This window comes from Nonomuraea salmonea, assembly GCF_042428605.1.
In the GTDB taxonomy this organism is placed as follows: Bacteria; Actinomycetota; Actinomycetes; order Streptosporangiales; family Streptosporangiaceae; genus Nonomuraea; species Nonomuraea salmonea.
The window spans coordinates 1-14,318 of sequence record NZ_JBHMCF010000002.1 but is presented as its reverse complement, the minus strand read 5'-3'; the positions used below and the strand labels follow the sequence as shown (position 1 = coordinate 14,318).

Sequence of the window (14,318 nt, the reverse complement as noted above, 5' to 3'; positions counted from 1 at the left end):
TCGTGGGCAAACATCGCGGCTGTGTACCCTGCCCAGCGTGTTCGACCCCGATGTGCGCATCGCCACGGCCCGGCTGACGCTGCGGCCGTTCGGCCCTGCGGACGAGCCCAGGATCCGCTCGATCGTCAAGTCCGGCGTACGGTTCCTGCCGCCGGGCGCGCCCGCCAAGGCCGGCGGCGTCGAGCAGTGGCTGCGGCAGGGCGTGCACGAGCTGCGCCGCAGCGGCCAGGGCATCCACCTCGCGATGACCGACGGCGAGGGCCTCATCGTGGGCGCGATCAGCCTGTTCAAGACCTCATGGAGCACGGGGACGACCGAGGTCGGCTACGGCGTGCACCCCCTCTACCGGGGGCGCGGCTTCGCCACCGAGGCGGTGCGCGGGCTGGCGAAGTGGGCGTTCGAGACCGTCGGGCTGCGCCGCATCGACCTGACCGCGAACCTGGACAACCACGCCTCGCTCAGCGTCGCCCGCAAAGCGGGCTTCACCTGGGAGGGCGTCGTCCGCGAAGCCGTGCTGGACGACGACGGCACGCACGACCTCGTCGTTCTCGGCCTGCTGCGCACCGACAGCCCGGCACCCGGCGCCACGCTGCCGAAGGCGGACCTGCTCACCCAGCGGCTCCGGCTGCGCCCCCAGGAGCCGCGCGACGCGCCGCACCTGGCGGCCACCGGCGCCGACCCACTCACCCAGGAGTACACGGGCGTGCCGCGCGGCTACACCGAGGAGCACGCGCGCGCCTACATCGCCCACACCGAGCGCCAGCGCATCCGCGGCATCGGCGTCGCCTGGACCGCCGAGGAGCTCGCGACCGGCAGGTACGCGGTCAACCTCGACCTGCGCGACCTCGACTGGCACAACAGGACCGCCGAGGTCGGCTACATGACCGCGCCCTGGGCCAGGGGCAACGGCTACGCGGCCGAAGCCGTGCTGGCCGTCGCCCGCTGGCTGTTCGAGCGGCACGGCTTCGCCCGGCTCCAGCTGCGCGCCGCCACCGCCAACACCGCCTCCCAGCGGGTCGCCGAGAAGGCCGGCTTCGTCCGCGAGGGCGTCGCGCGCTCGTCGCTGGCCGGCGAGGACCTGGTCGTCTACAGCCTCATCCCGTCGGATCTGGCCTGAGGGCACGGCGGACTGACCCCGTCCCCCTTTGTGAAACCCCTCCGCAGCCGTCACCCTTGAGGTGAGGACGGTGAGGCGCATGATCACGGTGGTCGGCTGGGACGGTTCCGAGCTGTCGGCCAGGGCGGTGACCAGGCTGCACGAGGCGGGGCTCGTCGTGGGCCCCGACGCGATCATCGGGCAGCTCAAGCTGAACGCGGCGACCGCGCGGGACACGTCGCTGCTGGAGACCATCGACGACCATCTCGAACACGGCGAGGGCCCCGCGGTCGTGCTCGTCCAGGGCGACCCCGGCTTCTTCGGCGTCGTCCGCGAGCTGCGGGCACACGGCCTCAAACCGGACGTCCTGCCCGCCACGTCCCTCGTCGGCAGGGCCTTCGCCCGCGCCGGGCTGCACTGGGACGATGCCCTGGTCGTGGCGCCGTCCGGGCCCGCCCAGCTCGCCAGGGTGGTCAACGCCTGCCGCGCCCACCCCAAGGTCGCCCTGCTCGTCGCGCCCGGCGTCGGCCCCGCCGAGATCGCCAGGGAGCTGGCGCCCACCACGCCGCGCGCGCTCATCGTCTGCGAGGACCTCGGCGGCCCCGACGAGCGCGTCACCCACAGCCGCATGGGCGAGGCCACCACCCGGCCGTGGAAGGACCCCGACGTGGTGCTCGTCGTCGATCCGCTGCACCGGCCGGGCGAGCGGGGCTGGGTGGCGGGCGCGCAGCCGGGGCCGCAGGAGTGGGCGCTGGCGTTCGGCGACGACGGGATCCCGCCCGAGGTGCGGGCGTACGTGCTGGCCAAGCTGGGGCCGCGGCTCGGCGACCTGGTCTGGGACGTCGGCGCCGGCGTCGGCCAGATCGCCGTCGAGTGCGCCAGGCTCGGCGCGGCCGTCGTGGCCGTCGAACGCGACGAGGCCCGCTGTGCCGCGCTGCGCGCCAACGTACTCGAACATGGGGTGAAAGTGGCGCTGACCAGGGGACAGGCGCCGCCCGCGCTGGAGCCGCTGCCCGACCCCGACGCCGTCTACGTGGGCGGCGGCGGGCTCGACGTGATCGACGCCTGCGCCGCGCGGCGGCCACGCGCGCTGGTCTGCGCGCTGCGCAAGGTCGAGCAGGTGCCCGCCGTGCTCGACCGGCTGCGCGAGCAGGGCTACCGGGGCGAGGGCACGCAGATCCTGGCCTCCAGGCTGAGCGTCGACCCCGACGGCGCACACCGCCTGACCGCCGCCGACCCCGTCTTCGTGGTGCACGCCAGGCCCGCGCACACAGGGTGACCTGTTCCCTACCGGCGCGCATCGGTTATCCTCGCGTGACTTTGTCTACCGCACCGGAGAATCCCTCAATGAAGCCGCCGCTCCTGCTGATCGGGCAGGGCTCACAGGACGACGCCTACGCCGCCGAGTTCGGCAGGTTCGTACACCGCCTGCGCTGCCGCCTCGACCAGACGGGCGCCGACGTCTCTGGCGGCTATCTCGAGCGGGCCACGCCCCGGCTGAGCGACTCGGTCGCCTCCCTCGTCGCGCGGGGGCACCACCGGCTGGTCGCGCTGCCGCTGAGCCTCAGCAGGGTGGGCGAGGAGTTCCCGGCCGCGATGGCGCTTGAGCAGCAGCGCCACCCCACGCTCATGTACGACTACGGCCGCCCCCTCGGCCCCGACCCGCGCGTGCTCGCGCTGCTGGCCGAGCGGCTCAACGAGGCCGCCACCGAGATCTCCCGTCCGCGCTCGCTGGAGCTCGCCGGTGCCAGGCCCCGGCTGCGCGCGGTCGACGCCTCGCCGTCCGAAGACCTCCACGCCCACGTCGAGCCGGGCGAGACCGCCGTCGTCCTGGTCGGCGAGGGCTCCACCGACGCCACCGCCAACGCGGAGATCCACCGCGTCTCCCGGCTGTTCTGGGAGACCCACGCCTACGACTTCATGACCGTCGAGACCGCGTTCGTCTCCGTCACGCCGCCCGGCGTGCCCGGCGGGCTCGAACGCTGCCGCCGGCTCGGCGCCAAGCGCGTCATCGTGGTGCCGTACCTGCTGTTCGCGGGCGGGCTGCTGGAGCGAGTGTGGGCGCAGGCGCTGGCGTACGGCGCCGGGCACCCCGATCTCGACATCCGCTGCGCCGAGGTGATCGGCGACTGCGAGACACTCGCTGACGTCGTCATCGACCGCTACGAAGAAGCGCTCCAACTCGTCCCGTAAGTGGAGGTTTTCGTGCTCGCCGAGACGCTCGCCGCGATCCGCCCCGCCGACCCTGGGGCGCTCGCCGACGCCCGCGCCCACCAGGACCGCCTCACCAAGCCCCGCGGCTCGCTCGGCGCGCTGGAGGAGGTCTCGATCCGTCTCGCGGGCGCGGCCGGCGTCAGCCCGCCGCCCATGCCCGAGCCGGCCGCCCTGGCCATCTTCGCCGCCGACCACGGCGTGCACGCGCGCGGCGTCAGCCCATGGCCGCAGGAGGTGACCGTGCAGATGGTCGCCAACTTCCTCGCCGGCGGCGCGGTCGCCAACGCCTTCGCGGCGCAGGCGGGCGCGTCCGTGACCGTGGTGGACGTCGGCGTCGCCGCCGACCTGCCCGACGCGCCGGGGCTCATCAAGCGCAAGATCGCGTACGGCACCGCCGACCTGTCCGCGGGCCCCGCCATGACCGTCGACCAGGCCGTCCGGGGGCTGGAGGCGGGCATCCAGGTGGCCAGGGACCTCGTGGACTCCGGCGCCCGCTGCCTCATCACCGGCGACATGGGCATCGCCAACACCACCGCCTCCGCCGCCCTCGTCTCCGCCTTCACCGGCAGGGACCCGGCCGAGGTGACCGGGCGGGGCACCGGCATCGACGACGAGACGTACGAGCTGAAGGTCGGCATCGTCCGCCAGGCCATGCGCTCCCACGCCCTCGCCGACGTCGCCTCCTCGCCCAGCGAGGCGCTGCGTGCGCTCGCGGCCGTCGGCGGGTTCGAGCACGCGGCCATCGCGGGGTTCATCCTCGCCGGGGCCGCCGCGCGCGTGCCGGTGATACTCGACGGCGTCATCTCCGGGGCCGCCGCGCTGGTCGCCGCGGCGCTCGACCTCGCCGTCACCGACCATTGCGTGGCCGGCCACCGCTCCGCCGAGCCGGGCCACGGCGCCGCGCTCGACCACCTCGGGCTGCGCCCGATCATGGATCTGGAGCTGCGGCTCGGCGAGGGCACCGGCGGCCTGCTGGCGCTCCCGACGGTGTGCGCGGCGGTGCGGGTGCTGCACGAGGTGGCCACGTTCGACTCGGCCGGGGTGACCGAGAAGCCCGTGTGACGTGCCGTACGGCGACCGGGGGCTCGCCGCTCTTCACCGCGCCTGCAGGCGTACGTCCAGGGCGATGGCCTGCGGGATCGGGTTATCCTTGGTGCCTGACAGCGATGGCCGGACGCCGTGGTGACGATGAGGGCGGGCCTCGCGCGGTCGCTTTCCACGCTCGTTAACGTGTGCGCAGCAAATGACACAAGCGAAGCCGGTAGGTTTACCTCCTAACACAACCTTCGCGAACGGGAGATTCCCCCCATGGGTCCCTACCTCCTCGGCCTGCGGCTTTCCGGCCGCCGGGTGCTCGTCGTGGGCGGCGGCCGCGTCGCCCAGCGCCGGGTGCCCGCGCTGCTAGAGGCCGGTGCGGAGGTCACGGTCGTCTCGCCGTCCGTCACACCGGCGCTCGACGACCTGATCGCCGCGGGAAGGGTCACGTGGCACGCCCGGCCCTACGAGGTCGGCGACTGCGACGGGGCCTGGCTCGTACAGGCGTGCTCCGACGACAGGTCGGTCAACACGGCGGTCGCCGCCGAGGCGGAGGCCAAGCGCGTGTGGTGCGTGCGCGCCGACGACAAAGACGCCTCCGCCGCCTGGACCCCTGCCACCGGGCGGGTCGATGAGATCGGCGTGGCCGTCACCGCCGGTGGCGACCCGCGCAGGGCCGCGGGCATCCGCGACGCCATCGTCGGCGCGCTGCGCGACGGCACCGTCGACGCCCGGCGAAACCGCACCAAACCCGTCGGTGTCGCCCTCGTCGGCGGCGGCCCCGGCGATCCCGGCCTCATCACCGTGCGTGGGCGCCAGCTGCTCGCCCAGGCCGACGTCGTGGTCGCCGACCGCCTCGCGCCGCGCGCCCTGCTCGACGAGCTGGCCCCCGACGTCGAGCTCATCGACGCCGCCAAGGTCCCCTACGGCCGTTCGCTGCCCCAGGAGACCATCAACGAGCTGCTCATCGACCGGGCCAGGCAGGGCAAGTTCGTGGTCAGGCTCAAGGGCGGCGACTCGTTCGTGTTCGGGCGGGGCGGCGAAGAGCTCATCGCCTGCGCCGAGGCCGGCATCCCGGTGCTCATCGTGCCCGGCCTCACCAGCGCCGTCGCCGTGCCCGCCGCGGCCGGCGTGCCCGTCACCCATCGCGGGGTGAGCCAGGAGTTCCACGTGATCTCCGTGCACGTGGCGCCCGACGACCCCGCCTCCACCGTCGACTGGCCCGCCCTGGCGCGCTCCCACGGCACTCTGGTGCTGCTGATGGCCGTCGAACGCCTGCCAAAAGTCGCAGAAGCGCTCATCCGTGACGGACGTTCTCCAGAGACTCCCGTAATGGTGGTGCAGGACGGTACCCTTCCGACCCAGCGGGCGGTCACCGCTTCGCTTTCCACCGTGGCCGACCGCGTGTCCGCGGCTGGGATCCGGCCGCCGGCGATCGTCATCGTCGGCGACGTCGTGAGGGTCGGCCAGGAGGTCGAGATGGTTCGAGCGGAGCGCTTGCCGTGAACACGGCCATGGATGACGGGCGGCCGGAGCCGCCCGGGGAGCAGACGATGAGCTTCCGCCCGATAACCGACGACGCCCTCCCAGAGGCCTCCGGAGAGGGCACGGGGGACCCCACATCCGCCGGCGATCACCCGCGCCGCCCCAAGAAGCCCAAGCCCCGCAACCCCCTGCAGGAGGCGCCCCCCCTGACCGAAGCCCCCCCGGTCACCCCCGAGGACCCCACAACCTCCACCCCGGAACGCCCCACACTTTCCACCCCGGAGCACTCCACGGCTTCCGCGTCCGAGGGCTCCGCGGCTTCCGGTGCCACGGACGCCGTAACGCCTGACGAGGCCGACGCGCCCGAACCCAGCGAGCCCGAAGCGGCCGCCGGCGGCGACGTCACGACAGCCGAAGCCGGAGAGACCGGCCCGACCGGAGCCGCTGAGTCCGATCCGCCCCAGACTGCGGAAGCGACCGCTCCCGGGGGCGCTGAAATTGCCGCCCAGGGCCAGGCCGAGGCGAGCACCGTCAGCGCAGCCTCCGGTGAGCAGGCGGATGCCGTTGCGTCGGATGCTGGTGAGCGGGCGGATGCCGTTGCTTCTGCGTCCGAGGAGCGGGGCGGGCGTCGGCCTTCGCTCTTCGAGAAGCCTTCGTCCCCCAGACCTTCGATGTTCGAGAAGCCGGCTGTGTTGCAGAACCCTCCTGCCACCGACAGCCCGTCCAGTGAGTTTCCGGTGCCCGGCCGGTCGTCCCGTGCCGAGGGCCCGTCGGCCGATGAGGGGACCTCGTGGGCGTTCCGCCCGGCGCGCAAGGTCGAGCAGCAGCCCGAGCCGCCTTCGGGGCGCACTTCGATGTTCGAGAAGCCGGCCGTCCTCCGGGAGCCCGCGCCCGGTGACAGGCCGTCCTTCGCGTCCACCGACGGGCCTTCGTACCCGTCCACGGACGCGCCGTCCTATCCGTCCAGCGATGGGCCGTCCCGTCGGACCACGGACGAACCGTCTGTCCCGTCGATCGACTGGCCGTCATTCCCGTCCATCGACGTGCCGGCCGCGTCCTCTGAGCCTTCCTCGGGGCGTCCCTCGCTCTTCGAGAAGCCGGCCGTGCTGCGGCAGCCACCGGTGGGCAAACAGCCGTCCCCGTCGGCCGGCGCTGGTGACGTACAGGATGCTCGGCAGCCCGATGAGCCGGTGAGCGCGGACGAAGCCGGAAAGCCGGAGACCTCCGAGCCCGCCGCGTCCGAGCCGCGCTCCCAGAGCGAGCACACCTCCGGCGAGAAGACCGGCTCCCAGGAGCAGCAGACCTCCGACGAGCAGCCGAAGGACGGCGAGTCCGCTGACGACGGTGAGCAGGCTGAGGGCGAGGACGTCCAGGCCCAGGACGCTCAGGAGGATGGGGGCGAGGCCGAGTGGCCCGAGGCGTCGCCGGCTGGGCCCGGTGAGCGGGTCGAGGAGTTGCCGCCCGAGACGGTCGAGGCGCTCACGACGGCCCTGAACGCCCTCCGCGAGAGCATCGCCGACGTACGCTTCTGCGACGACCTGCCAGGGTCGGCCGAGGCGCGGCAGGCGCAGGCGGCCCTGCTGGCCCAGATGGAGAACTACGTCGTCCCGAGGATCAGGACGAGCACGGCCCCGGCCCTGATCGTGGTGGCCGGTTCGACTGGCGCGGGCAAGTCCACGCTGGTCAACAGCCTGGCCGAGAAGAACGTCTCGCGCACCGGCGTACGCCGCCCGACCACCGGCACCCCGGTGCTGGTCTGCCACCCGGAGGACCACAAGTGGTTCGCGGAGGGCGAGCTGCTGGGCGGCCTCGAGCGGCTCGACAAGCCGACCCCCGAGGCGGGCCTGGACAGCGTGGTCATCGCCCCGACGGAGAAGCTGCCGCAGGGCGTGGCGCTGCTCGACACCCCCGACATCGACTCGGTGGTCGAGGAGCACCACGAGATCGCCCGCCGCATGCTCGACACCGCCGACCTGTGGATCTTCGTGACGACGGCCGCCCGTTACGCCGACGCGCCGGCCTGGAACGTGCTGCGCCTGGCCAAGGAGCGTGGCGCCCGGCTGGCGATCGTTCTGTCCCGGGTGCCCGACAAGTCCGCCGACGTGGTGCTCAAGCATTTCGTCCGCATGCTGACCGAGTACGGTCTGGGCGACATCGAGCGGTTCGTCATCCACGAGTCGAAGGTGTCCGACGGCAGGCTGCCCGACAGCGAGGTGACGGAGCTGCGGCTGTGGCTGGCGGAGCTGTCGGTCGACGAGGCAAGGCGGGCGGCGGCCGTACGCGAGACGCTGAACGGCGTGCTCAACAGCTTCCGCACCCGCGTGCCGGCGCTGGCCAAGCACCTGGAGGCGGGGGCCGCGATCAGGGCGGAGCTGCGCGGCGACGTCGAGGCGGCGTTCCTGAGCGCGTTGAGCGACATCGACAAGGCGTCCAAGAACGGCTCGCTGCTGCACGGCGAGGTGCTGGCCCGCTGGCAGGACTTCGCGGGTTCCGGCGACCTGATGCGCGCGCTGCACCTGCGCAGGCGCGGCAGGGCGGCCAGGCAGGCGCCGGAGCGGGTGCTGGCATTCAAGGCGGCGATCAGGTCGGGGCTCGAGTCGGTGATCGTCGCCGCGGCCAACCGCGCCTCGAAGGAGGTGGCGGCGCGCTGGCGGCACCGCTCGGAGTTGGGGGCCAAGCTCGGGGAGGACCTCGACAGGCCGTCGGACGACCTCGTACGCCACACCGGTCGTGCGATCGCGTCCTGGCAGGACCACCTCGGCGAGCTCGTACGCACGGAGGGTGTGGCCAAGCGCTCGGTGTCGAAGATCGTCTCGTTCGACCCCGAGTCGCTCGCCCTGATCTTCATGGTGGCCATGTTCAGCGGGGGCAACGGCGAGGGCGTGCCGCACCGCCTGGTCAACGCCCTGCTCGGCGCCGAGTCCCTGCGCGGCATCGGCACCAAGGCATTCAGTGATCTCCGGGCCAGGATCGGCATGCTCTTCGACGAGGAAGCCATGCGTTACGTGAAGGCGCTCGACTCCGCCGGCATCCCGGACGACTCCGTCGCAACCCGCCTCTACCAGGCTACGTACAACCTCGAGGTCGCTCGATGACCACCACGACCACCAGGCCGGGGCTGGCCCCGCGACTGTCCGCGCTCGCCAAAGTGGTGGAGCTGGGCCAGGGGCGGCTCGACCAGAAGCTGCTCGACGAGGCCAGTGCGCTGCTGCTGCGCGCCGGCGACCGGCTCAAGCTGTCGTCCGAGCACACCGTCGTCGCCCTCGCGGGCGGCACGGGCAGCGGCAAGTCGTCGCTGTTCAACGCCATCTCGGGGCTGGAGCTGTCGCCCACCGGCGTACGCCGGCCCACCACCGCCCGCACCCACGCCTGCGTGTGGGGGCTCGACGGGTCTGGGCCGCTGCTCGACTGGCTGCAGATCCAGTGGCGCCACCGCTTCTCCCGGGCGAGCGCGCTCGACAAGGGCGACAGCCAGCTGCACGGGCTGATCCTGCTCGACCTGCCCGACCACGACTCGATCAGGGCGCTCACCGACACCGAGGCCGACCGGCTGATCGGGCTGGCCGACCTGGTGGTGTGGGTGCTCGACCCGCAGAAGTACGCCGACGCGTCCACGCACCGGCGCTACGTCACCGAGCTGGCCGGGCACGACGCGGTCACCGTGTTCGCGCTCAACCAGGCCGACCGGCTGACCACCGAAGAGCTGGCCGAGCTGGTCATCGACCTCAACGACCTGCTGCGCAAGGAAGGCGTCGAGCACCCCAGCGTCGTACCGACCTCCGCCGTCACCGGCCGCGGCGTCGAGAGTCTCAAGAGCGTGATCGCCACCGCGGTGGCCCGGCGCAGGGCCGCCATCCAGAAGCTCGAAGCCGACCTGCAGCGGCTGGAGCAGAAGCTCAGCCAGGCCATGCCGATGGGGGAGGCCCTGTCGGCGCCGTCCGCGGTCGACGAGGCCCGCCGCATGGGGCTCACCGACGCGCTGTGCGACGCGGTGGGCGTGCCGGCCGTGGGCGAGGCCATGGAGAACATGTACGCCGAACGGTCGAACCGGTACGTCGGGTGGCCGTACCCGCGGTGGGCCGAGAAGTTCCGTGCCGATCCGCTGAAGAGCCTCAAGCTCGACGACGTGGCGCAGGAGATCCGCGGCATCAGCACCACGTCGGTCACCGCGCAGTCGGCCGAGGTGGCGAACGCGGTGCAGGCGCTGGCCGACGGGTTGTCCGGCGGCATGCATCCGGTGTGGCGGACGGCCGTCCACAAGGCGGCTCGTGGCCGGTCAAGGGGGCTGCCGCAGGCGCTCACCGAGGATCTCGCCGAGGTGGCGCCGCAGCTCGATCGCGTACCGGTGTGGTGGTGGGTGCTCAAGGTCTGGCAGTACCTGCTGGTGCTGGCGTTCGTGGCCGGGCTCGCCTGGCTCGTCGTCGGGCTGCTCATGCCCGGTCAGCTGCCGGATGCCCTGGAGCTCCTGGGTGACAGTGCGACGTTGCCGTGGGTGGGGCTGATGATGGCATCCGTCCTGGGGTTGGGGGCTTTGTCCGGCATCGCCTCCCGGAACTTCGTCGAGCTGGGCGCTTCGCGGGAGCGGGAGCGCCTCGAACGGGAGATGCGCCGGCGGGTCGCGGCCGTGTCGGCGACCATGGTCGTGGAGCCGGTGGAGGAAGAGCTGAAACGGCACCACGCCTTCTACACGGCCATGCGCGACTTGTCCGTCTGAGGGGTGTCGGGGGGCTGCCCGCGTTCGTACGACGGGCAGCCTTTTCATGCTCTTGCACCGCCATCACCGCTGCTCAGCGTGTGGAGGCACCACCATCGCCGCTCAGCGCTTAGAGACACCGCCACCATCGACCGGCGCCTGCGGTGTCGCCATCGCGAACGGGCCCCCTTGTCCACAGGCGGCGCCCGTTTAGGCAGCTCCTCCACAGAACCCCGTTCGGGCGTCCCTGACCCCACCCTCCCGCGGCACCGTATTGCCCAGGTCGCGGGCAGCGGGCCCGCCGCATGGGAGGCACGGGATGAACGACATCTACATCACGCTCACCGGTAACGTCGCAGCCGAGCCCAGGCAGTACAGCTTCGACGAAGGCACCAGGGTCACCTCACTGAAGGTCCTCACCTCACACCGCTACTTCGACAGGAAGACCGGCCAGTGGACGGACGGCGAGAAGGTCTGCTTCACGGTTCGCTGCTGGCGTGCGCTCGGGGAGAACGTCGCGGCGTCCATACGCGCGGGGCAGCCGGTGGTGGTGTCGGGCAAGCTCCGCATCCGTGAGTTCGGCACCGAGGGAGACCGCCGCTTCATGCCCGAGATCGAGGCCAGCGCCGTGGGCCACGACCTGCGGTGGGGCTCGGGCGTGTTCACCAAGCCCGAGCGCAGCGGCATCGGCTCGATGAGCAAGGAGATGCGCGACAAGCTCGACGAGGAGACCCGCGACTGGGCCATGGGCACCCGCCCCAGCCGCACCCCCATGCCCGACTTCACCGCCGCGGACTCGGAGCAGCCGCAGTCACCGGCTCAGGACACCAGGTCGGGCAACACCCTCGTCCGCACCCTGGGCCCGAACGACGACACAGTCCGCATCCTGACCGCCACCACCACAGCAACCGACCCCGAGGCGACGGCAGCGACTGAGGAGCAAGACCACCCGGCAGCAGAAGAACGCGCCGCCGCCTGACAGGCAACTTCGCCCCGTGCCGCATAGGCCAGCGCCGCACCGGCCTTGACCACCATGCGGCACGGGACACCGCGGAACACGCCGACATCCCCGTCCACCCCGCACGCCCAACGGACGACGGGCGCGCTGACCCGCACGTCCAACGGGTGGCGGGCGTGCTCACCCTGCACACACAACGGGCGGCGGCACGGTCACCTTGCATGCTCAACGGGTGGCGGGCGCGCTCACCCCGCACGTCCAACGAGTGGCGGGGGCGCTCAGCGCTCACCGCTCAGCGTCCCTGGTCCGCAGCCGGCATCGTCTGAGGTCGCCACCAGCCCCACTGCGCCGTGGTGGCGCGCACGCGCCGCGCGCAAGCAGGAAAGGGGAACGGGCGAGAGGCCGGGGGAGAGGTGCAGACGGGCGCATGGGGGATCGGGCGGGGGAGGAGTCGGGCGGGCGGGAGTTGGGCGGAGGGAGTTGTCCGGGAGGGGAGTCCGGCGGAGGGAGTTGTCCGGGAGGGAGTCCGGCGGAGGGAGCAAGGGAGGGGTGGGGAGGCGGGGTGCGTGCCGTTGGGCGGTGTGACTGGGCTGGTGGTGAGGCGGGAGGGGGAGGGGGGCACCGGCCGGAATTTCGCGAACGCCCCCGAGGGACGGCCGATGGTGTGTTGCCCGCCTCAGTGGGCTAGAGCACCTGTCATGTCCAGGTCACGCCCCGCACCATGGTTGCTCCTTTCCAGCGCGGCTGTCCGTCATGGCCCGCTCGCGAATTGAGCAGGTGTGGTCATTGCCAAACGTATCGGTTCCCATCGCACATCGCACACTCCGCAATTATTGTGTTACACATCGTTAGTCTGAGAGGAGACGAGATGGCGGTGACCAGTCACGCCTCGATCAAGCCTCGCGACGGAGTGTCAACACTGACCGACCGCTGGCCATTGCTCGGGCAACGTCGCCCGCTGGTCGGCTACTTGTGCGCGATCGTCGCTCTTGATCTCGTCGCGATCGTCATGCTCTCGGCGTTCACCGTCTTCCAGTGGCGGGACGCGCTGACGTTCGCCGCTCTCATGGCGTGCGGCGCCGTCTGCATCGAAGCGACCAGGCGGCTCGGCATGCCGGCCGGAGTGTCGCGCGACCTGCTGTCGGCGTGGTGGCTGCCGGTGGCGCTGCTCCTCCCGCCGGTGTACGCGCTCTTCGCCCCCATCGTGCTGCAGATCCTGCTCCAGGTGCGGGTACGCGCCACCGTCCTCTATCGCCGGGTGTTCAGCTCGGCCGCCATCGGGCTCGCCGGGTGCACGGCGTCCCTGGGCTTCCACTGGTTCGTTCCCGACCCGTCGGTGCTGGCCCAGGGGAGCGGGGCGCCGATCATGTTCGCGGTGGCCGCCGCCGCGCTCTTCGCGGTGCTCAACATCGCGCTCATCGCCATCGCCGCCCACACCGCCGACCCCGACATGACCTGGCGCGAGGTGCTGTGGGACCGGGAGAGCGTGCTGCTGGACATCGTCGAGCTGTGCCTGGGCGTCACGGTCTCGATCGCGTGCGGGCTCAACATGGCTCTGCTGCTGCTCGCGCTTCCGCCCGTGGTGCTGTTGCAGCGCAGCCTCCTGCACGCGCAGCTCCAGGCCGCCGCCCGTACTGACGCCAAGACCGGGTTGCTCAACGCGGCCGCCTGGCAGCGCGAGGCCGACACCGAGATCGTACGAGCGCGGCGCACCGGCGAGTCCCTGGCGCTCCTCATCATCGACATCGACCACTTCAAGCGCGTCAACGACGCTCACGGCCACCTCGTCGGCGATGAGGTGCTGGTGGGGGTGGCGTCCATGCTGCGCAGTCAGTTGCGCGACTACGACGTGGTGGGCCGGTTCGGCGGCGAGGAGTTCGTGGTGCTGCTGCCCGGCGCCGACATCAACGAGGCCCGCCGCGTCGCCGAACGCCTGCGCGTCCACATCAGCCACATGGCCGTCCCGGTCGAGGACACCCTGGTCAAGGTCACGGTCTCGACGGGTGTGGCGTTGATGAGCGTGCACGGTGACGACCTGATCGACCTGCTGACGGCCGCCGACCTGGCGCTCTACCGGGCCAAGGAGCTGGGCCGCGACCGCGTCTGCATCCCCGCCGTCCCGCCCCCGCCACCCCACCCGCTCTCTACGGACACCACCCCACCCCCCGACCCCGCCCCCGCGCCGCACCAGGACCCCGACCCCGACCCCACCCCCTGACCAGCCACCCGGCCTTCCCGGCTTCACATCCGCACGCCCGTTCCCTTCCGTCCGGCATCCGCATGCCCGTTCCTTTCGTCCGGCACGCGTGCCCGTTCCCTTTGCCTGGCATTCGCACGTCGTTGCCCTCGCCCGGCATCCGCAAGCCGTTCCCTTCCCCACCTCGTCGTTCCCCGCCGTCCCGCCGCTGTGTGCGGCGTGTGGTGTCAGCGCTGTCAGGACGGCGACCACCCGGCGGGTCTGAAAAGGCTTCGGGCGGTGCCGTCACGCCTGTCGGTTGGTGAGGCCCGGCCGCGGGGTTGAGAGGGGTTCGGAGGCTGGGGGTGTGGGTGCCGGGGTCATGGGGCCACCGGAGTGGGGGTGTGGGTGCCGGGGTCATGGAATCACCGGGCTGGGCGCGCGGGGGCCGGGGTCATGGAATCACCGGATTGGGGGCGTGGCGGCGGGGGTCACTGGGCTGGGGGCGTGGCGGCGGGGGTCATGGGGTCACCGGGCTGAGGGTGCGGGGGCATGCCTGCCCCGGCAACACGCCCTGATCGCCGCCGCACCTCAAGCCCGTCCGTCGGTCGCTCCGCCGTCGGTCGCTCCGCCGCACCTCAAGCCTGTGCGTCGGTCGCTC

Annotated in this window: 9 protein-coding genes; all 9 read left to right on the top strand. The window is 72.2% G+C overall.

Annotation, left to right across the window (positions count from 1 at the left end):
* Positions 1-37 precede the first annotated feature (37 nt).
* The 9 genes from ACFFR3_RS00050 to ACFFR3_RS00010 all read left to right on the top strand — a co-directional run bounded on the left by ACFFR3_RS00050 (position 38) and on the right by ACFFR3_RS00010 (position 13,699).
* Positions 38-1,117: a GNAT family N-acetyltransferase gene (locus ACFFR3_RS00050; protein ID WP_379482382.1), complete on the top strand. Its 1,080-nt coding sequence runs from the start codon at positions 38-40 to the stop codon at positions 1,115-1,117.
* 79 nt (positions 1,118-1,196) lie between these two features.
* On the top strand, positions 1,197-2,375 hold the full coding sequence (locus ACFFR3_RS00045) for a bifunctional cobalt-precorrin-7 (C(5))-methyltransferase/cobalt-precorrin-6B (C(15))-methyltransferase (RefSeq protein ID WP_345409334.1): 1,179 nt from the start codon (positions 1,197-1,199) through the stop codon (positions 2,373-2,375).
* A 68-nt stretch (positions 2,376-2,443) separates the two neighbouring features.
* Positions 2,444-3,289, top strand: a complete 846-nt coding sequence (locus tag ACFFR3_RS00040) for a sirohydrochlorin chelatase (RefSeq protein ID WP_364381279.1) — start codon at positions 2,444-2,446, stop codon at positions 3,287-3,289.
* Positions 3,290-3,301: 12 nt separating this feature from the next.
* Positions 3,302-4,372 carry a nicotinate-nucleotide--dimethylbenzimidazole phosphoribosyltransferase gene (gene cobT, locus ACFFR3_RS00035; protein ID WP_364381282.1) on the top strand — a complete coding sequence of 357 codons (1,071 nt, stop codon included), beginning with the start codon at positions 3,302-3,304 and terminating at the stop codon, positions 4,370-4,372.
* 246 nt (positions 4,373-4,618) lie between these two features.
* A complete protein-coding gene (cobA, locus tag ACFFR3_RS00030) occupies positions 4,619-5,851 on the top strand; it encodes a uroporphyrinogen-III C-methyltransferase (RefSeq protein WP_355420020.1) in 1,233 nt (410 codons plus the stop codon).
* A gap of 1,169 nt (positions 5,852-7,020) precedes the next feature.
* On the top strand, positions 7,021-8,925 hold the full coding sequence (locus tag ACFFR3_RS00025) for a GTPase (protein WP_379482381.1): 1,905 nt from the start codon (positions 7,021-7,023) through the stop codon (positions 8,923-8,925).
* Positions 8,922-10,544 carry a GTP-binding protein gene (locus tag ACFFR3_RS00020; protein WP_364381288.1) on the top strand — a complete coding sequence of 541 codons (1,623 nt, stop codon included), beginning with the start codon at positions 8,922-8,924 and terminating at the stop codon, positions 10,542-10,544. The genes ACFFR3_RS00025 and ACFFR3_RS00020 overlap by 4 nt, the downstream gene beginning before the upstream one ends.
* Positions 10,545-10,842: 298 nt before the next feature.
* A complete protein-coding gene (locus ACFFR3_RS00015; RefSeq protein WP_364381291.1) occupies positions 10,843-11,502 on the top strand; it encodes a single-stranded DNA-binding protein in 660 nt (219 codons plus the stop codon).
* Between the two features lie 847 nt (positions 11,503-12,349).
* On the top strand, positions 12,350-13,699 hold the full coding sequence (locus ACFFR3_RS00010; protein WP_364381294.1) for a GGDEF domain-containing protein: 1,350 nt from the start codon (positions 12,350-12,352) through the stop codon (positions 13,697-13,699).
* Positions 13,700-14,318 lie beyond the last annotated feature (619 nt).

What these genes read in the sequence shown, in the direction of transcription:
- ACFFR3_RS00045 (WP_345409334.1), top strand. Translation starts at nt 1,197, where the DNA reads ATGATCACGGTGGTCGGCTGGGACGGTTCCGAGCTGTCGGCCAGGGCG.
- ACFFR3_RS00040 (WP_364381279.1), top strand. Translation starts at nt 2,444, where the DNA reads ATGAAGCCGCCGCTCCTGCTGATCGGGCAGGGCTCACAGGACGACGCC.
- ACFFR3_RS00015 (WP_364381291.1), top strand. Translation starts at nt 10,843, where the DNA reads ATGAACGACATCTACATCACGCTCACCGGTAACGTCGCAGCCGAGCCC.
- ACFFR3_RS00020 (WP_364381288.1), top strand. Translation starts at nt 8,922, where the DNA reads ATGACCACCACGACCACCAGGCCGGGGCTGGCCCCGCGACTGTCCGCG.
- cobA (WP_355420020.1), top strand. Translation starts at nt 4,619, where the DNA reads ATGGGTCCCTACCTCCTCGGCCTGCGGCTTTCCGGCCGCCGGGTGCTC.
- ACFFR3_RS00010 (WP_364381294.1), top strand. Translation starts at nt 12,350, where the DNA reads ATGGCGGTGACCAGTCACGCCTCGATCAAGCCTCGCGACGGAGTGTCA.